Below are 26,234 nucleotides of genomic sequence, written 5' to 3'. Positions count from 1 at the left end.
TCAATTTTTGACTGCCTCAAAAAGGTCAATCGGAGTGGCTTTTACTTTTTCTTCGAACGCTTTCCAGTCGCCGTTCATAAAGGCATTGACCTTGGCAATCGCCTCATCTGCGGCTTCTTTGGCCTGGGTAAACAAACGCTCTTCTGTGGCCCCAGGAGCTCCATAGCTGGAGTTGGCGTAGCTTCGAGGTGCAAAGAGTCTGGTCATTGTAGTAGGGTATAGGTTTCTCACGATTCCCTGACCTTCTCTTCTAGGGCCGGTGAACGCTTCCCTTGTAGCATCCAGTTTTTTCTTGATGTCTTTGGCTGCTGTTTCCAAGGCCTTGGCTTCTTCCGTTTTTACGTCTTTGATCATGGCATTGACCTTATCGATGACTTTCTGGGCGTCGTCGAGCTTTCGTGTGGCTGCAGTGACTTCAGAAGAAAGAGCTTCCACTTTTTTCACAAAAATCTCACGAGCCTGTAGATCTGCCAGTTTAGGGTCGATTCTTGGATCAACATTTACTTTAATGGAGGTTTCGGATGTTTCTCCACCATATTCAAAGACGACTTTGTAGGTACCGGGAAGGGCATCGCCGCCGCTCGGTTCAAAGAACCCACGACGTCCTCCTCCTTGACCACCACCGAAACCACCGCTTATTTCAGCGGTTGATTTACGGTCTAGGTTCCAGATGATTCTGTTCACACCTTTAGAAGGCAAGGATTTCAAAGTTCGGATTTGTTCCCCGGCAGCATTGAAGATGTTGACCGTCACGGAATCCAACTTTTCCTTGTCGTCATTGATGTAAAAGCTCAAGCGTCCACCAAAGGGTCTGTTTTCTCCGGCATATTTGGCAGAGGCCATAAATCGCTCACCATGTGCACGCTGGATTTCGGCCTGATAGGCCTCTGGGGCCGGGAAAGCAGTTACTTTTCCGGTAGGAGCTTTTCCTCCATTTTTCGCGAAAGCTCTCAAAGGCCGGATATCATCCAAGATGTAAATGGCACGACCAAAGGTACCGATCACCAAGTCAGCTTCTCTTTCCTGAATGGTCATGTCGTAGGTCGAAACCGCCTTTGGATAGCCATGTTCCCATTTGTTCCAGGTTTTAGCCTTGTCGAAGGAAACGTACAAACCGAATTCAGTACCCAAGAAAACCAAATTGGGCTCTTCTGTGTCCTGCTTGATGGATAGCGTATAGCCCCATACTTTGGAATCGTCAGCGATGCGGGTAAAGGTCTTGCCATAATCTGAACTATGGTAGGCATAGGCTGCAAAATCATTGTTTCGGTAGTTGTTGGCTACGACCCAAACTTCCCCGGCATTGTACCTGGATGCCTGAACTTGAGGGATCCATGATGCTTTTGGAAGGCCGGTCAATTTAGAAGCTACATTGGTCCAAGTTTTTCCACCATCCGTGGTCACTTGCAAGTTGCCATCATCAGTACCCACCCAAATCACATTTTTATCTACCGGAGAAGGAGCGATGGCAATGATGGTGGTGTGGTTTTCTGCACCGGTAATGTCAAAAGTCAAACCTCCGGTCATCTGCTGACGCTGCTTGGTGGAATCATTGGTGGTCAAATCCGGAGAGATGATCTCCCAAGTTTCACCGGAATCCGTTGACTTGTGAAGGAATTGGGATGCATAATAGACGGTGTTGGCATCGTGAGGATCCTGAGCAATTGCCGCATTCCAATTGAATCTCAGGAATATGTCTTTATCCGGATGCGTAGGGCGGATGGTTCTGTTGTGTCCGGTGAGTTTGTCAAATCGGCTCACATTACCTCCTTGGGACATCGTGTAGCCATAGCGTGAATTGGACGGGTGAGATACCACGTCAAAACCGTCTCCGAAGGAGACCTCCTGCCAATAGGTATTGCGGATGCCATCCACTCTCCATAGGTAAGCCGGGCCGGTCCAAGAACCGTTGTCCTGCATCCCTCCATAGACATTATAAGGAACCTCATTGTCCACGTTGATGTGGTAAAATTGACCTACTGTGATGCCTTCGGCAAAGTACCAGGTTTTACCCATGTCACGGGAGATGTTAAGCCCTCCGTCGTTTCCATTAATGAGTAAAGAAGGATCGTTTGGATTGATATACCAAGCGTGGTGGTCGGGGTGTACTCCTTCATAAGAGAGCAGTTCGCGGAAGCTTTTTCCGCCATCTTCTGAGATTCCTACTCTGGAGTAAAGGGTATAAAGGCGGTTCTCGTTCTTTGGATCCGCGTAGATTTCGAAGTAGTAAAACGGACGATCGCCGATTTCACCTTTGTCATTAATCATGGAGAATTTCTCTCCACCGTCTTCTGACACATAAAGTGCGTTTTTCGAGGATTCGATCAAGGCATATACCTTGTTGCTGTTGGCTTTGGAAATTGCCAGTCCCATTCTTCCGAGTTTCCCTTTTGGAAGTCCATTTTCTTCTGCGGAAAGTTTTTTCCAAGTATCTCCGCCATCCTGGGTCACATATAAGCCTGATGATTCCCCGCCTGATTCAAAAAACCAAGGGTATCTTCTGTGCTCCCACATATTGACAAAAATCTTGTTGGGGTTGTTTGGGTCCATGATCATTTCACCCACCCCAGTCTTTGTATCTACATAAAGTATTTTTTTCCAGGTTTTGCCCCCGTCGGTAGTTTTATAGACACCGCGCTCTTCCTGTGTACCCCATGGAGAACCGATCGCTCCGACAAAAACGGTGTTGGGATCGTCAGGGTGAACGATGATTCGGTGGATGGCGCGGGTTTTTTCCAATCCCATCAGTTGCCAGGTTTTACCTGCATCCAGAGAGCGGTATACTCCATATCCCATGTTTAGGGAGTTACGTGGATTGCCTTCACCGGTACCCACCCAGATGATGTTTGGGTTTTTCTGATAAATGGAAATGGCTCCGATGGAGTGTACCCGTTCATTGTCAAAAATCGGCTCCCAGGTGATTCCACCTGAAGTAGATTTCCATAGACCGCCTGAGGCAGATCCGGCATAGATGATATTTGGGTTTTCATGGATGGCATCGATCGCGGTGATCCGCCCGCTCATGGCGCCGGGTCCGATGCTTCTGGCTTTCATGGATTTAAATACATCCATGTTGACTTGCTGTGCTTGAACTGACAAGCTCAACAAAACAGCCACAATCAAAAGGTAGATTTTGTTCATTTGACTAAGGTGGTTTTCAATTTCAATTCAATTAAAAGAAATGTTTTGGAAAGGGAAGGAAAAATTATTCTAATGGAAATGAACAGCGAAAAAGTTTGGGATTCCAATTTTTTACGGTCGGTTTGGGTAGGGGGATAGATTTGGTTTTCTTTAGAAAAAAAATTAACGATATGCTTAAAAATTGGATGAAGCCTTTGGTTGGGCTTTTTCTTTTTGTAGGAACAGGAGCTGCTTTCGGCCAAAACGGTCGTTTTCAGCAAGCGGTCGACTACAAAATGGAGGTCCAAATGGACGTCAAAACCAACCAATATTCCGGAACTCAAACGCTCAACTACACCAACAATTCACCGGATACACTTACTCGTGTATTCTATCATCTGTATTACAATGCCTTCCAACCAGGCAGTATGATGGATGTCCGCTCTCGAACCATCGCGGATCCCGACGCTCGGGTGAAGGATCGGATCTTCAAATTGAAGCCTGAAGAAATAGGATACCTTCATGCGAAAAGCCTGAAAATGAACGGAAAATCGGTCAAGTTCAAAGAGGTAGAAACCATATTGGAGGTTGACTTACACGAGCCAATATTGCCTAATACCACGGTTACTTTAGAGATGGAGTTTGAGGGTCAGGTTCCTTTGCAGGTGAGACGTTCAGGTCGTGACAGTGACGAAGGAGTACGGTACTCCATGTCGCAATGGTATCCCAAAATGGCCAATTATGACGAACAAGGCTGGCATGCCAACCCCTACATCGGACGTGAGTTCTATGGGATCTTTGGAGATTTTGAGGTGAAAATCACAATTGACAAATCCTATGTCCTGGGTGGGACAGGCTATTTGCAAAATCCAAATGAAATTGGTCATGGCTACGAAGATGCAGGTGTGAAAGTGCCTGCACCAAAGGGAAATACCTTGACTTGGCATTTTGTAGCACCCAAGGTTCACGACTTCATGTGGGGAGCAGACCCCAAATACAAGCATGACAAGATCCAAATGTCCAACGGGATCATGGTTCACCATTTCTACATTCCCGGCGAGAAGACTTCCGAAAACTGGGAGAAACTCAAAGAATTGACTCCCAAAGCGATCGATTTTATGTCGAAGAAATTCGGGCAATATCCTTACAAACAGTTTTCAGTGGTGCAAGGAGGAGACGGAGGAATGGAGTATGCCATGTCTACCCTCATTACAGGTGAACGATCTTTGCCAAGTCTGGTGGGGGTGTTGGTGCATGAGTTGGCCCATAGCTGGTTTCATGGGGTATTGGCAACCAATGAATCATTGTATCCATGGATGGACGAGGGATTCACCTCCTATGCGACCAACTTGACTATGGCGAATATTTTTCAAGCCAATCCAAATCCACAGCGAGGTTCTTATGCAGGATATTATCGTCTGGCCAAGTCTGGATTGGAAGAACCCATGTCTACCCATTCGGATCATTACCATACCAATACGGCTTACAGTTCGGCGGCTTATGCCAAAGGCGCCGTATTTCTTGCCCAATTGGGCTATGTTCTCGGTGAAGAAGTAAGAGACCGGGGGATGCTTCGGTATTGGAATACTTGGCAGTTTCGTCATCCCAATGTAAATGATTTCATCCGGGTGATGGAAAAAGAAAGTGGTTTGGAATTGGATTGGTACAAGGAGTATTTTGTCAATTCCACCAAAACCATCGACTATGGTGTGAAGGAAGTAAAAGCAAGTGCAACAGGAACAGCTATCACTTTGGAGCGTATTGGGTTGATGCCCATGCCTTTGGATGTGGTAATCACTTATAAAGACGGTACCCAAGAAATGGTGTATCTGCCTTTGGTGATCATGAGAGGTGAGAAAGTCCAAGAAGCAGATATGCCTACAAGAATTAAGACAGAAGCATGGCCATGGACCAATTTGACCAAGACTATTCAGCTGGAAAAACCCTTCGATCAGATCAAGTCAGTGGAAATTGACCCCAGCAAAAGATTGGCTGACCTACAGCCGGAAAATAATAAAGTGGAGTTTTAAGGCTCCACTTTATCAGTTTGATCAAACGAAAAAAGGTGGTTTTGGAACCACCTTTTTTTATTGTTTGGATCAACCAGCGTTCTTTTTGTCTTGTACTTCAGTACGGATTTCTTGCGCCAGGTTTTTCAATTCCTGCATGCCTTTACGAACTCGGGTACCGGCAGCTTGATTGCCTTTGTCATAGAACTTTTCGAAGTCAGCTTCCAAGCTCATTACAAGATTTTTTACTTCACTAAATCTGCTCATAGTAAAAGTTTATTTTTTAGGTTGATGATAAGTTTATTGAGAACCAATATAGCCCAAATACTTTCTATTTCAACCCAGAGGCCATTTTTTTTGAATTTTTTTTTATTCTCCGAAGGAAAGTGCCAACTCTGAATTCTTATAAATGCCGGAGGTCAACTTGTCTTTTACCGCCGCAAATGCTGTAACAGTTTCTTCCACATCTTCCAAAGTATGTACCGCTGTAGGGATTAATCTCAAGATAATCATTCCTTTAGGTACGACTGGATAAATCACTACTGAACAGAAAATGCCGTAGTTTTCTCTCAAATCCATGGAAAGGGCCGCCGCTTCACCTACCGTGCCATTTAATACGACAGGGGTTACCGGAGAATTTGATTTTCCGGTGCTGAAACCGTTTTCATGAAGTCCTTTTCTCAAGGCATGGACGATTTTCCAAAGATTATCTTTCAGCTGAGGTTGGGTTCGGATGAGTTCCAAGCGCTTCAATGCGCCTTCCACCAGCAGCATCGGAAGAGACTTTGCAAAAATCTGAGAGCGCATATTATATCTCAAGTACAAAATCACGTCTGCATCACCGGCAATAAATGCACCGATAGAGGCCATGGATTTGGCAAAAGTGGAGAAGTAAAGATCAATCTGATCCTGCACTCCTTGTTCTTGTCCTGCACCTGCGCCTGTTTCACCCAAGGTTCCAAATCCATGGGCGTCGTCCACCAAAAGTCTGAAATCAAATTTTTTCTTCAGTTCACAGATCTCTTTCAGTTTACCTTGGTCTCCTGTCATACCAAATACCCCTTCGGTGATGACCAAAATTCCTCCGCCTGTTTCGGCTGCAAGTTTGGTGGCTCGCTCGAGTTGCTTTTCGCAGCTTTCAATATCATTGTGTGGAAACACATAGCGCTTGCCCAAATGCATTCTCAGTGCATCAATGATACAGGCATGACATTCTGAATCGTAAACCACGACGTCTTTTCGGTCCAAGATCGCATCGATGACAGACATGATTCCTTGGTAACCATAATTCAAAAGGTAGGATTTTTCTTTGCCAACGAAAGCCGCGAGTTCATCTTCCAGTTGCTCGTGGAGATTGGTTTGACCGGACATCATTCTGGCTCCCATGGGATAGGCAGCACCCCATTTCGCTGCTGCATCCGCATCGGCCTTACGGATTTCCGGATGATTGGCCAGACCTAAATAGTTATTCAAACTCCAGGTAAGGACTTCCTTACCTTTAAACTTCATTCTAGGAGCGATCTCACCTTCCAGCTTGGGAAATGACCAATAGCCGTCTGCAAACTCAGAGTGTTTGCCCAACGGGCCCATATTCGTTTTTAATTTTGCAAATAGATCCAAAGTAGTTTGAATTTAGTGTACGTGGGTAGTTTGACTTTTCTATAAAATCCGCCAAAAATAAGACTAATCTACCTTTGAAGCAAAAAACAGTTTTTATCAAAAAGAAGACTCCTAAAAGCTCGGATTATTTTCCTTATTTCGTCTCGGGTCTGCATGACCTACCCAAAAAACTTTAGCTAAACATGGCAAAAATCAGTAAACTTTTGGTCGCCAATCGGGGAGAAATCGCCCTGAGAATCATGCGAACCGCCCGGGAAATGGGGATTTCAACCGTAGCAGTGTATTCTGAGGCAGATCGGCTTTCTCCGCATGTCAAATTAGCCGATGAGGCAATTTGTCTGGGGCCCCCTCCATCCAATCAGTCGTATTTATTGGGAGATAAGATTATCAAAACGTGTTTGGATCTCGGCGTGGATGCGATTCATCCCGGATATGGTTTCTTGTCCGAAAACGCAGAGTTCGCCAAGAAAGTCACTCAGGCGGGGTTGATTTTCGTAGGGCCTTCACCTGAATCCATCGAAGTCATGGGATCCAAATTGGCTGCCAAGCAAGCAGTGGCCAAATACGATATTCCTTTGGTTCCGGGTACGGAAGAAGCGATTTCTGACATCGCTGCTGCCAAGGTAAAAGCAGCCGAAATCGGCTATCCGATTCTAATTAAAGCTTCCGCCGGTGGGGGAGGAAAAGGGATGAGGATTGTCGAGTCTGAAGAAGAGTTTGAAGAACAGATGCAGCGGGCCGTATCTGAGGCCCAGTCTGCTTTTGGTGACGGGGCGGTGTTTATCGAAAAATTCATCACTTCGCCCCGCCATATCGAAATCCAGGTACTAGGGGATCAGCAGGGCAATACCGTATATCTTTTTGAGCGGGAGTGCTCCATCCAGCGACGCCATCAAAAGGTAATCGAGGAAGCCCCTTCTGCCGTTGTTTCCCCGGAGATGCGAAAGGCCATGGGAGAAGCGGCGGTCGGCGTGGCCAAAGCCTGTAATTATTATGGTGCGGGGACGGTTGAGTTTATCGTGGATGACCAGCTCAACTTTTACTTCCTTGAAATGAACACGAGACTTCAAGTGGAGCATCCGGTCACCGAGATGATCACCGGAAAAGACCTTGTGAGGGAACAAATCCTGATCGCTGAGGGAAATCCTTTACCATTTGCTCAGGAGGATTTGCAAATCAATGGTCATGCTGTAGAAATCCGTGTGTATGCCGAGGATCCCAAAAATAATTTCTTGCCTGATATCGGAAAGTTAGTCACCTACAGAAGGCCACAGGGTCCAGGGATCCGAGTGGATGATGGTTTTGAAGAAGGAATGGATATTCCGATCTATTATGATCCGATGATCGCCAAATTGATCACGCACGGAAGTAATCGTGAGGAAGCCATCAATCGGATGATCGGAGCAATCAATGCCTACCGGATTACCGGGATTCAGACGACTTTGGATTTTTGTCGGTTTGCCCTGCAACATGAAGCCTTTGTTTCCGGCCAGTTTGACACCAAATTTGTAGAACGATATTTTACTCCTGAAAAGCTCGAACACGTGTTTTCAGAGGAGGAAAAAGAGCTCTTGGCAGCTCTTGCCGTTGAGTTTTTTGACAAGGAGGAGCAAAAGATCAATCCCATAAAGCCTATGCGGGCGGTACCTTCTACCAACTGGAAAAACCGCTTGATCTGATGGCTGAGATTCTACCTTTAAAAGGATGGCGATACAATGATCAGCTTGGAAATCGGATAGAGGAGCTTACTGCTCCTCTTTTTGATGTAGTTTCTGCCAAGCAACGGGAAATGCTGTATCAAAACCCACTTAACAGTATTCACTTATCGGTTCCTCAGGGAGAGTTTCCTTCGATGGAGGCTCAGAAAATTCTGGAGCGATGGAAATCCGAGGGCATCCTCGTTCAGGATAATTTGCCGGGAATTTACGTGTATTACCAATATTTCCGATTGCCCGGAGAGCATGAGGAGCGCTGCCGAAAGGGGTTCATTGCTCAAATTAAGGCCTACGATTGGTCTGAGGAGGTAATTCTCCGTCATGAAAACACCATTGTATCGGCTGTCAATGACCGGATTGAGTTGTTGAAAGCGACGGAAATCCAAGTGAGCCCCACACATGGTCTCTATGAAGATGAAGATTGTGAATTGGAAGAGTATATGGACGCGGCCATTGCCAATCCGCTTTATGAATTGGAGGATTATCAAGGAGTGCGAGAGGTGCTGGCAGTAATCCAAAATCCAGAAGTCATCTGCCGATTTTTGAACAAATTGAAAGATAAAAAAATCATCCTGGCTGACGGACATCACCGGCTAGAAGGGGCAATCGAATACCGAAAACAACAGAAAAACAGTTTTCCGGAGCGGGAATGGAAAGGTTCGGATTATCACATGATGTATCTTACCAATGTATTTGGCAATCACTTGAATATCTTACCGACTCATCGACTCTTTTATGGATTAGAAATTTCCAAAGAGGAGTTTTTGAACCGAATTCAGGAATGGTTTGATGTTCGGGTTTTTGGAGATGCAGAAGAGCTGGCCACCTATTCTTTTCAGCGAAAATGTTCCTTTGGTCTCCTTTGGGACGACGAAGCCTATGTGATCAAATTCAAGCCGGATAAATTTGATCAGGTCCGACCCGAATTGCCTGAGGTCTTGCGCAACTTGGATTTGGTAATCTTGCACCATATCCTTTTCGAGAAAATCCTTGGACTAAATGAGGAACAACAGCGGAACTCCTCTCAGTTGGCATTTGAGCGCAATTTTTCCAGATGTTTACGGGAGGTAAGAGGAGGAAAAGCTACCTTCGCGATTATCACTAAGGAGTTGGAAATGAAACAGATTATGGAAGTCTGTAAATCCGGTCAGGTGATGCCACAAAAGTCCACCTATTTCTATCCCAAAGCCTTGGGTGGATTGATTTTTGGAAGTATAAAGCAGGAAGAGTTTGACTATGACTATGGGACCTTTTTTGGAAAAAATAAAAGATAAAAAAATCATTTTGGCGTCTGGTTCTCCGAGGCGACAGGCACTTTTGCGTGGTTTGGAAGTTGATTTTGAGGTAAATGTCTATCCTGTGGACGAAACGGTGCCGACAGATATTCCATCCGAATATGTGGCAGCCTACCTGTCCAAATTGAAAGCAGAAAGTCATCCTCATTTACCCCAAGAACATGAAATTTTGATCACTTCGGACACGGTCGTTATTCACAAAGGTAAAATCCTAGGCAAACCCGAATCAGAACGTGAAGCTTTTGACATGATTAAAAGCCTTTCGGGTTCCACCCACACCGTGATGACTGCAGTGACTCTCAAAGGCGCCAAAAAGCAAATCACGCTTGAAGATGAGGCAAAGGTCACTTTCCGGTTTTTGGAAGAGGATGAAATCTGGCACTATGTCCGGAATTACAAGCCTTTTGATAAAGCCGGGGCTTACGGAATCCAGGAATGGATTGGCTTCATAGGTGTTTCGGCTCTAGAAGGTTCATATTTCACCGTAATGGGATTTCCCCTTCATTTGGTGTACCAACAACTTAAAAAGTGGTAATCGAGATCGGTTGATGAAGTTGAACTCAGGTCAAGTCAAAATTAGAATCCCATGGTTTTTCTTCAGCATATTGACCTTCCCAGCGGTAATTCGAAAGAATTTCCGTTTAGCATTCCTTCCTTTAGAGGTCTGGAAACATTGAGTTTTTCCAAGCCCATTACGGTGTTTGTAGGAGAAAATGGATCTGGAAAATCCACCCTGCTAAAAGCATTGGCGTTGAAAATCAATCTTCCGGCAATCGGAAGTACAGATTTGGAGCAAGACGATACACTGAGTGGATTCAGGAAATTCAGTGAGGGAATTCGTACCCAATGGAGTCGAACCCGGACCTACCGGGGATTTTTCTTTCGCGCAGAAGATTACTTTGGATTTGTCAAGCGGCTTAGGACTATTGATCAGGAATTGAAAGGGGACATTGTCGATTTTGAGAAAAATCTGAGTGGTTACGGGTTAAAAATTGCTGTAGGTGCTGTGCATGGTCAAAAAGAAGCCCTGCAACGGAAATATGGTGATTTGACGCAAGTTTCTCATGGCGAAGGGTTTCTGAAAGTTCTTCAAAACCGGATTCAACCCGAAGGAATTTACCTGATTGACGAACCCGAGGCGGCTCTTTCTCCACAGCGGCAGCTGGCGCTTTTTTCCCTGATCAAAAACCTGGCGACCCAGCAAAACTGTCAGTTTATCATAGCCACCCATTCTCCGATCTTGATGAGTCTGCCTGATGCTCAGATTTTGCAGTTTGATGAGCAAGTGCATGAGGTGCTGGTCGAAGAGACCGAGCACTTTACGATTATGAAAAACTTCCTCAACAATCCGGAAGCATTTTTACGGTTTCTTTAAACCTGAAGGAGATTTTTGCCCACCACAGGAGTAATCAAGGAGTGATTGACTTCGTTCGGGTTGGCTTTGAGCCAATCCAATGGTTCCAAAAGGGGCTCATCCGAAAGGTCAAAAGTGCCAAAATGCATCGGAATGAATTTTTTTCCTCCCATTTCCCGAAAAGCCTTTGCTGCATCGGCGGGACTTGTATGTGCAGGATGCATAAACCACTCGGGTTGATAGGCACCGATCCCCATCATGGCATAATCCGGTGCCCCCATGGTGTCGGAGATCAACTGGAAATGGGGGCCATACCCTGAGTCTCCCATAAAATAAAATTTGGAGTCTGAGGTTTCTATAAAATAACCTCCCCATAGCCGTTGATTGGTATCTGTGAGGCCCCTTCTTGACCAATGCCGGGATGGAACATACGTGATCCGCAGCGATTCTTTCAGATCATAGGATTGAAACCATCCGGCTTCTTGGATTGGGTTTTTAGGCATCCAGGTTTGAATGAGATGCTGCATATTCAGGCCCGTAAGCACCTTGGCTTGGGGAATCAGGTCGCCAAGAAGTCGGAGGGTCTTTTCATCACAATGATCCCGGTGATCATGTGAAATCAAAATGTAATTGACCTCTTTTAAAATAGCCGGGTCAAAGGGGAGCTCAGAAAAGCGCTTCAATACCCAATTGTCCAGCCAAACCGGATCCGTCAAAATCACCACCCCGTTCAATATCCACAAATAGCTGGCGTGGCCCAACCAGATGATTTGGTCTTTGCTTCGATTTGGCATTTGGGCAATAGGATTCACCTCCAGCCTTCGCTGATCTTGTTTTTTCTGTTCGGCATAGGGGTTTTCAGAAAGCTTCCACTTGATCACTTGTACCAAACTGGCCTCAAAAGGATAATGAAGGTTTTGAAAAGTCCCGTCACTGCGAATGGGCGTACCTTTCCAATCGCTGGGTTTTTTTTCGTAGGGGAGTTTGGGGTTGGAGGTGTAGCTCAAAGCGATTTCTTTTTCAGAGTCCAGATTGTAAATCAAAGCACCGACCGGAAGCACCCCCGCCAGTCCTGTCAAAAATTTCCTTCTGTTCATAGGGATTCAGTTGAAATCTTTAACAGGACTTTTCTTTCGAAAGTTTGACAGGGAATGAAAAAGCAAGAATTTCCGCTATCCGTCCAATCTTTTCTTTTTTCAGTTTTATCTCCCGATAAAATTTTGAACCGCCATAAAGTAGGGCATTTGATAAAAATTGGGGTCAAAATAAACCTGAGCCCCACATCCCAAATGAGTAAAAATTGGGTTCAGGATATTTTGCCTGTGCCCCGGAGAATTCATCCAAAGCTGCACTGCTTTTTGGGCAAAGGAAAAATAGGTGTGGGGAGGAATTAGTTCTCTTTTGGAGGCTTGAAGATAGGTAAACTCCCCGGGAACGATGGGCTTGCCCACCTTTTTACCCTCTTGGTATTGAATCCCAAACGTACTGCTGATATTTTCACCGATGTACTTAGGGTTGGCTTCTTGTCGGTTTAACCGATCCCGAAGCGTTCGGCTGAATCGAATTGGGCTCGTATGGGAGAAAAATTTATGAGAAACCATATCTTGGGCGTGACCTTGAGCCGCCTGAAAGGCTTCTGGGGAGTAAAGGAGGGGTTTCAAGCCCGCCTTGCTTCTTTCTTCATTGGTGAAGAAATAAATGGCAGCATGAAGAAGCGGATAGTCTATCTGCTGAAAATTGATGGGTTGCCTGAGTTTGTCCAGGTTGAAAAATGCAGTAGGTTTAAGACTGAGGTAAGAAGTAGGTGAGGTTTGGCTAAACCCGAGACTCTGGCTCATCACCAATACCAAAACGAATAGGTAAGCTTTTTTTTCCATTTCAGAAATGACGAAAAGGGAGCAAAAATATTTTAGCTCCCCTGCCATTTCTTTTACCTCTAATTTTTTTTTCGGATTCAATGACCTTTGCACTTCATTGGAAGAGCCTGTTCGTCAATTTTCCTGAGGTATGGCCAGCAAAATTTCGATCAAAGCTTTGGGCGTGCAGGCACCTCGCAATTTTTCGTCCTGAATCATAACTTGCAGATTGTATTCCAGCTCGAAAATCAATCCATTGATAAAGACTGGATCCATGTGGAGATGTTGGATGAAATGATCATTTTTTCTGGGGCCGACCAAAGAAATTCCGTAGGAATGAAAGACTTCAACTGCCTTTTTGAGTTGTGAGAATTGTTGGTTCATGGTTTCAAATTTTAGGAGGCAATAATTTATACATCACTGGTGTGACAATTCTGGATAACAAAGTAGAACTGATTAATCCTCCGATCAGCACAATCGCCAAGGGCGAGATCAAAGGATTGGTACTCAAAGCGATCGGGATCAGTCCGCCAATAGCCGTGATGGTGGTCAGTACTATTGGCAAAAACCGGATTTCTCCTGCCTCCCGAATTGCAGGATCCAAGGCTTTACCTTCTTGCCTCAATTGATTGGTAAAATCCACCAACAAAATCGAAGTTTTCACCTCAATACCTGCTAACGCAATCAAGCCAATAATCGCTACAAAGGATAAAGAGTTCCCGGTAATCCAGAGTGCAATCAGCGCTCCAACCATCCCAAGAGGGATAACGGACAGAACGATGATGGTGCTTTTGAAGGTTTTGAATAATAAAATTAGGACTGCGATAAAGAGGAAAACAGTGACTATGATCACGGTATTGAATCCTGCAAAGGACTCCTGTCTGGTCTCATATTCTCCGCCCATTTTATAGGTATACCCTTCAGGCAATTGGAACTGATCCATTTTGGCAATGACCTCTCCAATCACCCGGTCGGTCAGAAAATTCTGATCTACGAAAGCAGAAATCGATACTGCCCTGGTTTTGTTGTAATGATCAATGGACAAAGTGCTGCTTTCAAATGAAAGATCTGCAATCTGGGAAAGCGGAATACCCGCTCCTTGCTGATTATTGACGTACAGATAGTCAAAAGTCTCCAAAGTAGCCCTTTCCGGACGGGGAGAAGTCAGCAGTAGGCTCCGCTCAACTCCATTTTCATCATTAAAAGATCCTAGATTCAGGCCAGCAACGGCCAGTCGGACCGTTCGGTCTACCTCGGCAGTATTTACACCCAGCTGTCTTGCTTTTTCTTTTTGGATATTGACCCTGAGGTCAGTTTTCAGATTGGCAACTGGATTGTTGATGTAAAGGGTACCCGGTGTTTGCTTTAGTAGCTGTTCTACCTGAATGGCCAAGGTTCTAAGAGTATCCAGATTATCTCCGGATAATCGGACTTCGACCGGAGCAGTCACCGGAGGACCTTGTTCAAAATTCTTCACTTCCACTTTTGCACCCACAAAACCCGAGAAGGATTGTTGAAGTGCTTGGATGATCTCCATTTTGCGGGGAGGGGAGGTTTCGGGTCTGAGCTGAACAAAGAGCTGGGCATAATCCGTGCGTTCGTTTTCAGGAATTTCATTGTAGTAAATTCTCGGATTTCCTTTCCCTACATTGGTTGCAAAGTTCAGGAGCTCAGGGATTTTCAGAAGTTCTGCTTCAACTTCTTTGGTGACTTGGTCTGTAGTAGAGAGGTTAGATTGGAGTGAGGTGGTGATGTTGACTAGAAATTGGGGCTTTTCAGAAGGGGGGAAAAGACTGAATCCAATAATCGGAAACAAGGAGAGTGACACCAAGAAGATGGCAGCTGCGATCAATAGGGTCGTTTTTGGTTTGTTCAAAGCACGCTCAAGGACAGGAGCATAGCTGAGTTGAATCCCCTTTTGAAACCAATCAAATATTTTATTGCTGTGGTCAGGACCTTTGTCTTTAAGCATCCAGGTGGACAGAAAAGGGATAATCGTCAAGGAAACAAGCATGGAAGCCAAGACACTCATGATGACCGCCATTGGCAAGCTACGTACAAAATCCCCGGAGCCTTCCGGTAAAAAAACCAAAGGCAGAAATGCAATAATCAACGTGACCGTACAGCCCACTACAGAAAGAGATATTTGTTTGGTGGCTTTCAGGGCAGCTTCTTTTTTAGAATATCCTTCCCGAATCCATCGCTCGATGTTTTCGACCACGACGATGCTGTCATCCACCAATAGACCCAAGGCCACTACAAGACCCACGATACTAAGCTGGTTGAGTCCATAGCCCAAGGCATTGAGCAGAACCAATCCAATAGCCAAGGAAAGGGGAATCGAGATCATGACAATGATGGAAGCACGATTACCCAATGGGAGCAGGGTGAGAAAGACCAACGCAATGGCAATCAAAAAATCAACTCCTAAGCCTCCCAACCGCCGATTGACATAGTCTGCCTGATCAAAGGCTAGGACCAGGTCAATGTTTTCAGGAAGTTCGGATTTAACTTTTTGAATGGCGGTCAGGTAATTTTCCTGAATACTGGATATGTTATTGCCTTCTTTCAAAGCTGCTGTAACGAAAATAGAGCGGTATCCATTCAAGCGGGTGATATGTTTTGTTTCCTCAAATCCGTTCTGAATAGTTGCTATGTCTTTCAGTTTGACGGACCTTCCCCGATTGCTGTAGACAATAGTTTCAGCCACCTCTTCTGTGGATTGGTAATTTCCGCTGGTTTTAATGTTGAATGTTTTGGATCCCGCCTCTACCTGTCCGCCGGGGATATTGTTGAGTTCGCTCTGAATACTTCCCAGAATAGCCTGGATAGGAATATTCATTTCTGCAATTTTTTCAAGTTGGAGTTCTATTCGTACCACTTGTTCGGGAAGGCCAAACAGATCCACTTTCTTGAGTGCTGTGATTTTTTCCAATTCATCCTGAAGCCTTTCTCCGTACTTTTTAAGGCTTTCTCTGGAGGCATTTTCGCTGATCAAAGCGACCTGTAGGATGTTGACATCTGAAGGTCTGACCTTGTTGATTTTGATAGAGAAAATATCCGCGGGTAGCTCGGGCCTAAGCGAATTGACTTCCCGAACCAACTCTTGATACTTTTCATCCACGTCCTCATTGTAATTGTACTCTACAAAAAGGACAGCAACTCCATCTTTGATTTCAGTCTTGATTCGTTTGATGCTTTCCAGCGCATAAATAGCCTCCTCCAGCGGGTCCACGACCAACTCTTCCATATCTTCAGGACTGGCTCCCGGATAAATGACGATGACCGGAAACTGAGGTGCCTCGATGACTGGGTCTTCACTCCTGGGCATTGTAAAAAATGTGGTCAGGCCCACAGCCACAGTCATCAGAAAGATTACCAGCGTAAATTGGTAATTCTTTACTGCAAAATCTGATATCCTCATGGCTTTTGAATTTGAATGATGGAACCATCGGTCAGATACGCACTTCCGGATACAATCAATTCTTGGTAGTCTTCAAGACCGGATACTATCTGGACAGATGATTTTGAAATTTTTCCAATCTTGACAGCGACTCGCTTTGCGGATTTCCTATCAGGAGTAACATACACAAAACCTTCATCACCCTGGGCGTCCAAAAGTGCACCGAAAGGTATTTCCCATCCTGAAGATTGAAGGCTGGGTCGAATGATAGCTTTTCCAAACATGCCAGTTGCCAGTTCCAAGCCCTTTGTTTTTTCCGGACTGATTTCCACCCAATAGGTGCCGGTAAGCGGATCGGTCGCCTGACTTTTGCGGATTACCTTTCCGGGTATTTCCATGGAAGAATTTGCAGGCAGCAGGGTAGCTGGATCACCCTCGCGGATCTGACTCCAATTTTGGTCATTGACGGTAACCTGAAGGACCCAATTCCCGGATGCTGCTCCATTCACCTGAAGCACAGCTGCACCGGAGGAAACCTGCTGTCCAGGATTGACAAATTTGCGAAGGACAAATCCCGCCTTTGGAGCCCGAATCTGAGAATATGTAAGATTGAATTGGGAGGCTTTCAACTGTTGTTCCGCAATCTCTAAAGCCGTCTTTGCATTTTGAACTTGCTCTAGCGTAGCGACACTATCGATAAATAGTCTTTCGGCCCTTTGCTGATCACGAAGGGCCTTTTCGTAACCTAATCTGGCTTGTGCCAACCCGGCTTGAATCTCGGTCAGATCAAGGCTTGCCAAGATCTGTCCAGGCTTGATCGGATCACCTTCATTGACCAGTATTTGAGAAACGATACCGCCTACTTTGAATGAAAGGAGTGTTTCGTCTTGGGTTGAAAAGGTACCGCTGGCCTGAATTTCCGTTGAAAAGTCGCCAGACTTGAGGGAAAGTAAGGTAACCGGAACCGCCTGACCTTTGGCAGGAATCTGGGTTTGGGGCTCTGTTTTTCCGCAGGCAAAGGAAAGGCCTGATAAAACGACCAGGATGTATTTTGAAAGGGCTTTCATGACTTAATTGGTTTGAGTTTGGAGTTGACGCTCAAGTTGTGCCAGGCTCTTGAGGACCTGATAGGAAATGATGTTTTGTTGAAGACTGGCTTGGGTAAATTGGTTGCGGGCATCGATAAATTCGATCAGGGAATTGACTCCCTCGCGGTAGCCCCGATCCACTAATCTGAAATAGGCATTGGCCGCTTCCAGCTTTTTTTCAGCTGACTTTAAAGATGCGATCTGCGTCTGGAGTTCATTTTTTCCCAACTCTAGTTCCAGATGGAGTTTTTGATCCAAGAGTTGCATTTGATTCTGAATGGATTGAATTCCGAGCTGGGCCCGTTGGATTTGGGTCCGATTTCGACCTCCCTGAAAAATAGGCACACTAAGGTTTAGGCCCCAAATCAGGTACCTGGACCGGCTGTCAAACTTCCAGTCAAAGGCCTGAGAGCCGAGGTCTGCAAAAGTGTTGACTTTGGGTACCCAAAACGATCTTCCTGACTGCAGTAGCGTTTGTTGAATCGATTCAGCGGTTTGGATTTGAAGGATTTCAGGTCTTAGCTTTAAATTGGTTTCTTCAAGAATCCGTGTAATTCCGTCAAGATCCAGCGCTTGGTTTTCAGCAATAATCGGTTCGGACAATGGGCGGTTCAAAAGAAAATTAAAGTATTGAGCCGAATTTTTCCTTTTATTTTCTGCATCGATCAGCATGGCTTCGATGTTCTGAACCTCGCTTTCGGCTCGCAAAACAGCGGCAGGCAATACCTTCCCGTTTTTCAATAGGGATTGGTTGTCTTTAAGATTCTGAAGGACCAATCTTTTGCTGCTTTGGATCAATTCCACTGCCGTGTGGGCACTCAAAAAGGTGAAGTAGGCAATTTTGATTTCTTGAGTTAGGTGCGATTTGTAGATTTCCAGTTCATATTGGGAAATGCGAATCTGATCGGCCCGGATCTGCTTTTGATACTGAAGGTCTTTGTTGTAGATCGGTAAGCTTGCCCGAAACCGGGCATCATAGAAATTGTCAGGGAGAAACTGCTCGGATACATTTTCCAATTGAGGAAAAGCATTAGAGCCAGTCAGTTGATTAAGAGTAGCATACACCGGGTTGAGCAGCGTACCAATGGGTATATCAATGGTTCGGCCACCGCTTGCCAGCGTGTAATTGGCCCCAAAATCTAAAGAGGGCAAAAAGTAACTTTTAGCCTCTTTAAGGGCCAAAAGGCTTTTTTCCAATTCGATGCTTTTTTCTTTCAGGACCAGATTGTTTTCAAGACCGAAGGAAATATAGGCTTCGAGCTGGCCTTGAGCCATGGATTCGACTGGAGTCAAAACCAAGCATCCCAGAAGAAGGAGAAGGGATTTTTTCATATTGGGGAATAGTTTTCTGTGGTCTCAGATTAGATCAAGGAATAGATTAATACCGGCGGTATAGGGTTGCACTCCTGACAGATATTATTATATTATTCAGTGTTATAAAAATGAACAGTGTTTAATTTCATGGCAAATTTTTTTAAAGTCGATCCAGCATCTTGAAAAATTCCTCAAGACCATCAGCTACAATGTTCGTTTGTCGATCAGAACAAATGACTTCACATCGCTTTCTGATATGCAGCGAAACCATGCCATGTACCGCAGACCAGATCAAATAGGAGAGGGCTTCCTCGTCATGTCCTTGAAAATTTCCTTGGGCAATGCACTCTCGTATGGTCAGTCTGAGGTAATTAAATGTCCCTCCCCCTTCTTTCCAATCGTCATGTTCGGAACTTGCAACATGGTCAATGGGCGCTTCCTTGATAAACATAAGATCGTACATGTCAGGATTTTCCATGGCAAACCTTACATAAATACTTCCCATGGCTTTCAGTCTTTCTAAAGGATTGCGGACCGAGGCTAAGACACTCATTTTATCCATCAACTGTCTGAATCCTCCTTGATGTAAAGCGTGAAAAATCTCGTTCTTATCTTTGAAGTAATGGTAAATAATTCCCGGACTGTATTCGATCTGATCCGCGATATTTCGGATAGAGGTTTTCTCAATTCCTTTTTCAAGAAATAGGGACTTGGCAGCAGATAAGATCCGCTCCCTCAATTCTTCCTTTTCTCTTTCTTTCCGATCTGAGATTCCCATGATTATTTTTTGAACGATCAAATGTAATTAAACAGTGTTTAATAATCCAACAATTTCAATTATTATTTTTCAAGAATTTCAGGAAGATACTTTCTTAAGGTGTCCAACACTTCCTGATCACGCTGAATGGTCCAATCCAAACTTTGGTAAGTGGTACTGTTGTCATTGCCATGGTGGAAAAGCAGTAAGGATTTGACCATAGGGAATCTTGTTTTGAAGTTCTTCAACGCTGCTCCGTACCATTCTGAACGGTTGCCTCCAACCGAAAGCGATCCGAATTCTGCAATCAGGATAGGCTTTTGATAAGATTCCAGTTCTGGATAGTGTTTTCCAAAAATTTCCTCAAAGCTCCACCATTGACTCCAGGGGGCAACGGTTCCATAATTCAATGTGCCGGTGGAGATCCAGTCTACCCAATCAGCGCCTGGAAAAAACGCCTCCAATTCCCCATAAGCGAGATGGGGTGCCCATATCCATATCACATTGTCAGCCTTCAATTCTCTGAAAATGCCTACGACATGTTTCCAAGCAGCAATGTAATCCTCAGGCTGATTGTTTTGAGGTCCCCAGGGATATCGATAGGGATCGTTCATTTCATGTCCAAGCCTGAGCAGGAGCGTTACGCCCGAATCCTTGGCTTCTTCGGCCCATTGCCGAATATAAGTGTCATATTTGCCCACTACTATCCGCTTGAGCCCACCTTTATTTGGATCTTGGCCTGTAGGAATTCCCTGATTTTCTCCTCCGGTAAAATCATTTAGCCAAGGTTCCCAGGTGATGACAGGGATAGAACCCAATGTGGTAATGGCTCTTACTTTCTCAGCGGGAAACCGTTGCTCTTTTTTGCTCCCCCAAGCGGTGTAGATGTGGATGAGCGGAAAAGTAGTTCGCAGCGAATCCTCCAAGTCAAGGATGGGCTGAAGGGAAATATCGACCCTATGGTCATACGCGCCAAGCAAAAACCGATTTAAACTTTGAAGTGAATCCTTGTTTCGAAGCGAAGCACCTAGCCATTTGAGACGTTGGGCACGACTTTCGGATTTGTGTTTCAGGATATATTCCTCCTCCAATTCAAAAACTGATCGGTTGAGTGAATTGAGCAAATTTTCGGCAGGTCCAGAAGATTTATCTCCTAGAAACGCGAGCAGGTAGACTAAAGTCAGCCCAACTACGATGGCGGCAAAAACTACGGAAAAGCGGGCGATTACTTTTTTCATGGATGATTTACTTCTTTTTTACCGTGTTTAATCTGATTCAAGTTTACCTGTTCCCATGGCGATGCCACCTCTAATCGCCCGGATTCCCAAACGGCATACATGCTGCAAACCGCCATAAAGAAAGGAATCAAAGCAAAGAAAAGCATCCCATAGGTGATTTCAGCCGTACTCAGTAACTCCACTTCGGACAGCACCCAGATTCGTTGGTACATTACTGTTCCTAATGTCAGCAGGAAAATTACAAGTTGGACCAGAAGAGGCTTGGCAAAAGGAGAAACACCGCCGATCACGGCTTGCTTCGCGGTAGGGATATAGGGGATTTTTTTATTTAAGAGCGAAAGAACAAACCCCAAGAAAAACACCGGCCAACAGGCAAACTTCATGATCATCCCTCTCCAATGGATTCCTCGCTCCGTTTTTGGATCACAAAGCCACCTTTGAACGTAGAGGTAAATCGACGTGGAGAAAAATACAATTGGAAAACCGTGGGTCACAAATTCCAGAAAAGACATCTGGGCGGGAAGAATCCCCGTCCAGAAATACAAAAATGGAATCAAGAGATAGATGAGTGTCGTAAAACCCTCCAGATAATAAGTGCCAATGGTGAGATAGGACAACTTTTGCCAGAAACTCAGCTTTTTGAAAAGTTTTGGAACTTCATCGAATAATACCTCATGGACTCCGCGGGCCCATTTGAGTTGTTGCTTGCAAAAAGATCCAAAGTCCTCTGGCACCAATCCTCTCGCGACAATCACAGGATGATAGATGGATTTCCAGCCCTGTGCATGAATCCGGATGGCCGTGACGAGGTCCTCTGCTAATCCCACTCCATGACCTCCGGCAGATTCGAGTGCTTTTCTTCGAAAGGTACAATTCGCACCAATTACCACCGCACAATTGTACCCATGCATGCCCATTTGAGTAGGTCCATAAAACGTGTAAGTCTGCTCTGCTGCTGCCAGCGCCGTAAATGAACGATATTGATTGTAATAGCCCTGCGAAACTTGTACATACCCCACTTCAGGATCATTGAAAAAACCGAGCACCTCGTCCAGAAAGTTGGGAAATGGGATATGGTCCGGATCCAACACCAATACAAAGTCCTCGGTCGTTTTTGATAAAGCTGCATTGATCTTTCCGGCTTTTGCTCCCGGAAGACCCACCAATTCCAACCAAACTGCTCCATATTTTTCAGCCACTTTTCTGAACTCGGGATCTTGGGTATCATCCAAAAGATAGGTGGTGTGGGGATAGGTGATTTTGGAGCAGGCCTCGAGGGTCTTTTCAAACATAGAAAGCGGTTCCCCCAGTGAGCTGGTGGTGAAAATGGCCACTTTAAGATTTTGAGGAGCTTCGATCTTTTTCGGATTTCCGATTTTCAGATAATTCACCCAAATGATGACTAGCCGAGTCATTCCGTACCAAAAAACAAGTGATAAAACCAAAAAGAGAGCTACGTTTCCAACGTGCTCTGACCTAAACCACCATTCCCCCATCCGAAGAATGGAAGCAATCCCCGCAATCACCAAAACAGCCAAAAGAAACTTTTCTCTCCGGGTAACCTTTTTGGCCTTTTGGTAGGACCACAAATGTTGAAACCTACGATCAGTCATTCCAAATTCTAAAGTTTAGACCAGCTTGAATAGCATTGCTTTCAAAAAAGATCGTTTTCTGATAGGTGTATTGCATTTTTAGGGACGTACCTGAGCTCAGGTTACAAGTGATCTCAGCGGATAAATCCATCGGGTTGTACCGGGTTGGGAATAATTCCAAGAAAATATCTGAAGGCTTTATGGGCGCATTTCCTACTCCGGGACCTCCATAATAGATGGTGTTTGGATTATCGATTTCAGCATACACTCCAACATTTCCAGAAATTGCCAATTTCACATTCCCGGAAAAATTGACATTCAATTTTGCCAAAAGACCATGTACCTGTTGATGGATCGGCGTGAAATATGGGGTATATGAACCCGGGATTACTTCTCCAATGGCCGTGTTGTTTGGTCTGTTAAGGATGGGCTGGTTCGGTTCGAATCTCACTTCTTCGGAATCAGAAGTCATGAAAGCATAACCCAGGTCTATCCGAACCAAATTCTGATTCATCAAGGGGTAAAGACCCCAAAAGGAAATCGTTTGGACGCTGTTGTTGTCCTCGAAATTGGATCGTTGGAAAAGAACTTTTCCTGTCCAGGTGGAGCTGACTTCTCTTCCCAACTCTGCCCGGAAGACTAACGGGATGATCTTTTCCTGCAAACTTGCCAAGGTGTAAAAGTAGGCCTCTCGATCAACAGAGGCTCGTAACTCGATATCCTTCGAGATTCGCTGAGAAAATACGCCCCCAAAAGTCAACTCAGCCCCATCCCAAATCGAAGAACTCGCCATTCCTCCCCGGAGAAGGAGGGACGTACCTGTTTGGGTCCAACCGATTTTATTCCAGGCTTGTATGGAAAAGACGTTTGTACCCATTGAATAACTTCTGTAATTCAAGGAATAGCCGGGTTGAATTTTACTATGGAGGTAAAATGAACCTTCCTGTTGGAAATTGAAAAACTGCAAAGGTTGCGAATCCGAAAAATAGCCCGTGATGATTTTGAAAAATGGGGAAGTGCCTTCACGGATTTCCTTTTGAAGTTCAAGGGCCGATGGATTATCAGGAAAAGGGATTAAAATCTTTTCCAGATAATCGTAGGATTTTTTTGGGGATTGCCCTACCCAATAATTCAAGGTCGCCATCATTTGATTGGCCTCGGGATGCTCAGGCTGATGTGCTAAAAATTGGTCTAAAATTCCCTTTGCTTCCTTGTTTTCATGGAGTTCATAAAGAATCCTGCCATAATCAAGTTTGATCCACTGGAGGTCTGGAAAACTGGAAATCTTGGTTCTAAAGAAGGATTTGGTTAGTTCAAAATCTTGTGACCAATAAAGTGCCTGGCCTTTGATCCGGATCAGATTTTCTTCTCCTGGAAATTGCTTTTCCAACTGATCGAGTATTTCAAAAGCTTCGATTAGCTTTTTCTCATCCATCTTGGACCTTGCAAGCTCCAGGGAATCATAATAACCTTGAGTTTGCGCGATTCCTATAGAAGGGCAAATCAGAAGAATCTTCCATGCGAAAATTCCCGAAAACATCAGGAAAATGCTTCGAACCATTAATTGGGAGGCGTGTTTTGGGTGAAAACATCTCCAAATTAAAGGAAAATTGGAATATTCTAAGATTTAAGAATTTTGATCCTTCATCTGTTCACTGTCCCAAGCGTGGTCATTGAGGGAAAATTTCCGGCTTAATTCGCCAGACAATAGACTTTCCTGCATTTCGATCTGCTTCCGGACTTTGGAAATGTATTCTTTTCGGTTGTTTTTGAATTGGACCAGCACTTTTAGGGCTTGCTCATCGTAATCTCTGAATTGTTTGCCGAGCCGATGTACGGTATGTGCTCGAAATCCCAATTTTTTCAAAGCATCTTCTCCCATCCGAATAGACGTATCCAAATGCTCCCGATAGATATTATCCACTCCCTCATCCAGGAGTTCATAGGCATCAAATCGATTCCTGGCTCGAATCATGACTTCAAGATGTGGAAAATGTTCACGACAGAGTTTGATGATTTTGATACTGTGCTCAGTACTGTCAATGGCCGAAATCAAAATTTTCGCCTGTTCGGCTCCCGCAGCATGCAGCAAGTCTATTCTTGTCCCATCACCAAAATATACCTTGAAGCCCATTTGCCTCAAAAAGTCAACCTGATCGGGATCGGAATCCATGATGGTCGCTTCAACTCCGTTTGCTCTTAGAAAGCGACCGACAGTAGAGCCAAAATTTCCAAAACCCAATAAAATCACCTGATTTTTTTCGTTGATCAAATCTGATTCCCCACCTTTTTTCTTTTCAGCCATTCCTTCCCGTTGAATGATGGTTTTGTCCAAAATCAACATCAAAACCGGACTTAATGCCATGCTTAATGCTGTCACCGCCATCAAGGTATCAGCATCAGCACGGGTCAGAATCGCCAGCTGAAAGGCAAAAGAATAGGTAACGAAGGAAAACTCGCTTGCCTGTGCTAAACCAAAGGCAAAATTGAGGTTTTCGGGAAGACTTAATTTTCTGAATTTTCCAATTCCCAATAAGATCAGCGCCTTCACCAGCATGACTCCAAGGGTGAGTCCGAATATTTTTGTGGGTTCGGATGAAATCAGCGAAAAGTTGATCGTAGAGCCCACGGCTATGAAAAATAAACCCAACAAGATGCCTTTGAAGGGTTCCAAATCACTTTCCAACGCATGCTTATAGGGAGAATTGGCCAAAACCACTCCTGCCAAAAAGGCTCCAAGAGCAGGGCTCAACCCCACCAGGATCATTAAGTAGGCGATTCCAACCACAATCAATAAAGCGGTGGCTACAAACAGTTCCCGTAGATGGGTCTTCACCACCAATTTCAACAAAGGGCCGAAGGCATATCTGCTCATTAAGATAGCGAGGCCTATAGCAGCAAATATGGCGAGGGTTTGGATCCATCCCGGATATGGGTCAAAAAAGCCACCATGATTTCCCCCCTCCATCAGCTCAGGAGCATTCAGGGCGAGGAGAGGTAAAATAGCCAGAATCGGTATCACCGCTATATCCTGAAGCAGAAGTACTCCAAAGGACATTTTTCCTTCGATACTGTCCATCTGATTCTTTTCCTTGAGGGATTGGAGGACAATTGCCGTTGAGGAAAGGGAAATAGACAAAGCGGCGGTCAAGGAAATGTTCCAAGAAACTCCGAGGACCAGTCCCAATAAAAAAATCACCCCCGAGGTGAGCAGCACCTGAGCCAATCCCACCCGGAGAATCAAATCCCGCATTTTCCAAAGGTTTTTGGGCTCAAGTTCCAATCCGATTAGAAACAACATCATGACTACACCAAACTCGGTCCCGTGCATGATGTCCTGTCCTTCGGACTCGTTAGAAATGAATTTGAATACATAGGGGCCGATCAGGATTCCTGCAAGAAGGTAACCCAATACGGAGCTCATTCCCAGTTTTTTAGCAATCGATACACAAATGATCGCTGCAAGGATATAGATGATAGCTTGTGCAAAAAATCCTTCCATGGTCAAGTCTTTTGAATGTATGGGAAATCAATGCGCTCAGCATCTCTCAGGGTTAAAATCAAATCCCGATAGACCTGGGCTTTGCCTTCGAGCTCTTCAGGGGAAATCCGGTGGGTTCCGCCCACATGAAACGGGGGCAAATAACGCATCAGGCAAAGGTATGCCGTAGCCTCAAAAGGCCTGAGAAATTCTTCGATGGTATAGCGATTTCGGCCTTCTGGAGAATAAATGTCCTTGGATCCTCCGGAGGTGACCACATTCATCACATACTTATTTGTATCCATCCGAAGAACCACATCTTGAAGGGTAATGGAATGGGGACTAACGTTGCGGGATGGAAAAGACTATTCATGACACCTATCGAGAGCTGT

Annotated in this window: 20 protein-coding genes; 5 read left to right on the top strand and 15 right to left on the bottom strand. The window is 44.9% G+C overall.

Features of this window, described 5'->3' with window-relative positions; genetic code table 11:
* Positions 1-3,141 carry a WD40/YVTN/BNR-like repeat-containing protein gene (locus CLV31_RS08240; RefSeq protein ID WP_111392417.1) on the bottom strand — a complete coding sequence of 1,047 codons (3,141 nt, stop codon included), beginning with the start codon at positions 3,139-3,141 and terminating at the stop codon, positions 1-3.
* Positions 3,142-3,311: 170 nt separating this feature from the next.
* Here CLV31_RS08240 and CLV31_RS08235 point away from each other — a divergent pair, with 170 nt between their 5' ends.
* Entirely contained in the window at positions 3,312-5,150 is a 1,839-nt protein-coding gene (locus CLV31_RS08235) for a M1 family metallopeptidase (RefSeq protein WP_111392416.1), read from the top strand.
* A gap of 69 nt (positions 5,151-5,219) precedes the next feature.
* Here CLV31_RS08235 and CLV31_RS08230 read toward each other — a convergent pair whose 3' ends face one another.
* Together CLV31_RS08230 and CLV31_RS08225 are read right to left on the bottom strand one after the other, a co-directional pair.
* A complete protein-coding gene (locus tag CLV31_RS08230; protein WP_111392415.1) occupies positions 5,220-5,396 on the bottom strand; it encodes a histone H1 in 177 nt (58 codons plus the stop codon).
* 102 nt (positions 5,397-5,498) lie between these two features.
* Complete coding sequence (locus tag CLV31_RS08225) at positions 5,499-6,749, bottom strand: aminotransferase class I/II-fold pyridoxal phosphate-dependent enzyme (RefSeq protein ID WP_111392414.1); 1,251 nt, start codon at positions 6,747-6,749, stop codon at positions 5,499-5,501.
* 182 nt (positions 6,750-6,931) lie between these two features.
* Here CLV31_RS08225 and CLV31_RS08220 point away from each other — a divergent pair, with 182 nt between their 5' ends.
* From CLV31_RS08220 to CLV31_RS08205, 4 genes are read left to right on the top strand one after another with little or no spacing between them, the layout of a single operon-like run.
* Entirely contained in the window at positions 6,932-8,428 is a 1,497-nt protein-coding gene (locus CLV31_RS08220; protein WP_111392413.1) for an acetyl-CoA carboxylase biotin carboxylase subunit, read from the top strand.
* Positions 8,428-9,738, top strand: coding sequence for a DUF1015 domain-containing protein (locus CLV31_RS08215; RefSeq protein ID WP_111392412.1), 1,311 nt, complete (start codon positions 8,428-8,430; stop codon positions 9,736-9,738). The genes CLV31_RS08220 and CLV31_RS08215 overlap by 1 nt, the downstream gene beginning before the upstream one ends.
* Positions 9,707-10,294, top strand: a complete 588-nt coding sequence (locus tag CLV31_RS08210; protein WP_111392411.1) for a Maf family nucleotide pyrophosphatase — start codon at positions 9,707-9,709, stop codon at positions 10,292-10,294. Before CLV31_RS08215 ends, CLV31_RS08210 begins: the two co-directional genes overlap by 32 nt.
* A 51-nt stretch (positions 10,295-10,345) precedes the next feature.
* Entirely contained in the window at positions 10,346-11,134 is a 789-nt protein-coding gene (locus tag CLV31_RS08205) for an AAA family ATPase (protein ID WP_111392410.1), read from the top strand.
* Here CLV31_RS08205 and CLV31_RS08200 read toward each other — a convergent pair.
* The 12 genes from CLV31_RS08200 to CLV31_RS08145 all read right to left on the bottom strand — a co-directional run bounded on the left by CLV31_RS08200 (position 11,131) and on the right by CLV31_RS08145 (position 26,147).
* A complete protein-coding gene (locus CLV31_RS08200) occupies positions 11,131-12,210 on the bottom strand; it encodes an MBL fold metallo-hydrolase (RefSeq protein WP_111392409.1) in 1,080 nt (359 codons plus the stop codon). The two genes, CLV31_RS08205 and CLV31_RS08200, sit on opposite strands and share 4 nt — an antisense overlap.
* Positions 12,211-12,315: 105 nt before the next feature.
* Complete coding sequence (locus CLV31_RS08195) at positions 12,316-13,038, bottom strand: CAP domain-containing protein (RefSeq protein ID WP_146250879.1); 723 nt, start codon at positions 13,036-13,038, stop codon at positions 12,316-12,318.
* Between the two features lie 66 nt (positions 13,039-13,104).
* Positions 13,105-13,353 (bottom strand): acyl carrier protein, encoded by a 249-nt coding sequence (locus CLV31_RS08190; RefSeq protein ID WP_111392407.1) that lies wholly within the window; start codon positions 13,351-13,353, stop codon positions 13,105-13,107.
* 4 nt (positions 13,354-13,357) lie between these two features.
* Positions 13,358-16,393: an efflux RND transporter permease subunit gene (locus CLV31_RS08185; RefSeq protein WP_111392406.1), complete on the bottom strand. Its 3,036-nt coding sequence runs from the start codon at positions 16,391-16,393 to the stop codon at positions 13,358-13,360.
* The gene (locus tag CLV31_RS08180; RefSeq protein WP_111392405.1) at positions 16,390-17,439 is read right to left on the bottom strand and encodes an efflux RND transporter periplasmic adaptor subunit; all 1,050 of its coding nucleotides are present in this window, start codon (positions 17,437-17,439) and stop codon (positions 16,390-16,392) included. The genes CLV31_RS08185 and CLV31_RS08180 overlap by 4 nt, the downstream gene beginning before the upstream one ends.
* Before the next feature lie 3 nt (positions 17,440-17,442).
* Entirely contained in the window at positions 17,443-18,792 is a 1,350-nt protein-coding gene (locus CLV31_RS08175) for a TolC family protein (RefSeq protein ID WP_111392404.1), read from the bottom strand.
* A 142-nt stretch (positions 18,793-18,934) separates the two neighbouring features.
* Entirely contained in the window at positions 18,935-19,552 is a 618-nt protein-coding gene (locus tag CLV31_RS08170; RefSeq protein WP_111392403.1) for a TetR/AcrR family transcriptional regulator, read from the bottom strand.
* Between the two features lie 62 nt (positions 19,553-19,614).
* Positions 19,615-20,769 (bottom strand): glycoside hydrolase family 26 protein, encoded by a 1,155-nt coding sequence (locus CLV31_RS08165; RefSeq protein ID WP_111392402.1) that lies wholly within the window; start codon positions 20,767-20,769, stop codon positions 19,615-19,617.
* Positions 20,766-22,382: a glycosyltransferase family 2 protein gene (locus tag CLV31_RS08160; RefSeq protein ID WP_111392401.1), complete on the bottom strand. Its 1,617-nt coding sequence runs from the start codon at positions 22,380-22,382 to the stop codon at positions 20,766-20,768. The genes CLV31_RS08165 and CLV31_RS08160 overlap by 4 nt, the downstream gene beginning before the upstream one ends.
* Positions 22,375-23,922: a tetratricopeptide repeat protein gene (locus tag CLV31_RS08155; RefSeq protein WP_111392400.1), complete on the bottom strand. Its 1,548-nt coding sequence runs from the start codon at positions 23,920-23,922 to the stop codon at positions 22,375-22,377. The genes CLV31_RS08160 and CLV31_RS08155 overlap by 8 nt, the downstream gene beginning before the upstream one ends.
* Before the next feature lie 66 nt (positions 23,923-23,988).
* A complete protein-coding gene (locus tag CLV31_RS08150; RefSeq protein WP_111392399.1) occupies positions 23,989-25,863 on the bottom strand; it encodes a monovalent cation:proton antiporter-2 (CPA2) family protein in 1,875 nt (624 codons plus the stop codon).
* A 2-nt stretch (positions 25,864-25,865) separates the two neighbouring features.
* Positions 25,866-26,147, bottom strand: coding sequence for an NAD(P)H-dependent oxidoreductase (locus CLV31_RS08145; protein ID WP_111392398.1), 282 nt, complete (start codon positions 26,145-26,147; stop codon positions 25,866-25,868).
* Positions 26,148-26,234: the final 87 nt, after the last annotated feature.

The sequence above is a fragment of the Algoriphagus aquaeductus genome, from assembly GCF_003253485.1.
Classification (GTDB): Bacteria; Bacteroidota; Bacteroidia; order Cytophagales; family Cyclobacteriaceae; genus Algoriphagus; species Algoriphagus aquaeductus.
The sequence above is the reverse complement of the archived record's forward strand: the minus strand, read 5'-3'. Positions and strand labels throughout refer to the sequence as shown.

Bases quoted from the DNA above. Each gene is read 5' to 3' on its own strand.
- CLV31_RS08205 (WP_111392410.1), top strand. From the start codon at position 10,346: ATGGTTTTTCTTCAGCATATTGACCTTCCCAGCGGTAATTCGAAAGAA.
- CLV31_RS08185 (WP_111392406.1), bottom strand. From the start codon at position 16,393: ATGAGGATATCAGATTTTGCAGTAAAGAATTACCAATTTACGCTGGTA.
- CLV31_RS08160 (WP_111392401.1), bottom strand. From the start codon at position 22,382: ATGACTGATCGTAGGTTTCAACATTTGTGGTCCTACCAAAAGGCCAAA.
- CLV31_RS08230 (WP_111392415.1), bottom strand. From the start codon at position 5,396: ATGAGCAGATTTAGTGAAGTAAAAAATCTTGTAATGAGCTTGGAAGCT.
- CLV31_RS08145 (WP_111392398.1), bottom strand. From the start codon at position 26,147: ATGGATACAAATAAGTATGTGATGAATGTGGTCACCTCCGGAGGATCC.
- CLV31_RS08240 (WP_111392417.1), bottom strand. From the start codon at position 3,141: ATGAACAAAATCTACCTTTTGATTGTGGCTGTTTTGTTGAGCTTGTCA.
- CLV31_RS08170 (WP_111392403.1), bottom strand. From the start codon at position 19,552: ATGGGAATCTCAGATCGGAAAGAAAGAGAAAAGGAAGAATTGAGGGAG.
- CLV31_RS08165 (WP_111392402.1), bottom strand. From the start codon at position 20,769: ATGAAAAAAGTAATCGCCCGCTTTTCCGTAGTTTTTGCCGCCATCGTA.
- CLV31_RS08155 (WP_111392400.1), bottom strand. From the start codon at position 23,922: ATGGTTCGAAGCATTTTCCTGATGTTTTCGGGAATTTTCGCATGGAAG.
- CLV31_RS08195 (WP_146250879.1), bottom strand. From the start codon at position 13,038: ATGGCAGGGGAGCTAAAATATTTTTGCTCCCTTTTCGTCATTTCTGAA.
- CLV31_RS08180 (WP_111392405.1), bottom strand. From the start codon at position 17,439: ATGAAAGCCCTTTCAAAATACATCCTGGTCGTTTTATCAGGCCTTTCC.
- CLV31_RS08215 (WP_111392412.1), top strand. From the start codon at position 8,428: ATGGCTGAGATTCTACCTTTAAAAGGATGGCGATACAATGATCAGCTT.
- CLV31_RS08150 (WP_111392399.1), bottom strand. From the start codon at position 25,863: ATGGAAGGATTTTTTGCACAAGCTATCATCTATATCCTTGCAGCGATC.
- CLV31_RS08235 (WP_111392416.1), top strand. From the start codon at position 3,312: ATGCTTAAAAATTGGATGAAGCCTTTGGTTGGGCTTTTTCTTTTTGTA.
- CLV31_RS08200 (WP_111392409.1), bottom strand. From the start codon at position 12,210: ATGAACAGAAGGAAATTTTTGACAGGACTGGCGGGGGTGCTTCCGGTC.
- CLV31_RS08210 (WP_111392411.1), top strand. From the start codon at position 9,707: ATGGGACCTTTTTTGGAAAAAATAAAAGATAAAAAAATCATTTTGGCG.
- CLV31_RS08220 (WP_111392413.1), top strand. From the start codon at position 6,932: ATGGCAAAAATCAGTAAACTTTTGGTCGCCAATCGGGGAGAAATCGCC.
- CLV31_RS08175 (WP_111392404.1), bottom strand. From the start codon at position 18,792: ATGAAAAAATCCCTTCTCCTTCTTCTGGGATGCTTGGTTTTGACTCCA.
- CLV31_RS08190 (WP_111392407.1), bottom strand. From the start codon at position 13,353: ATGAACCAACAATTCTCACAACTCAAAAAGGCAGTTGAAGTCTTTCAT.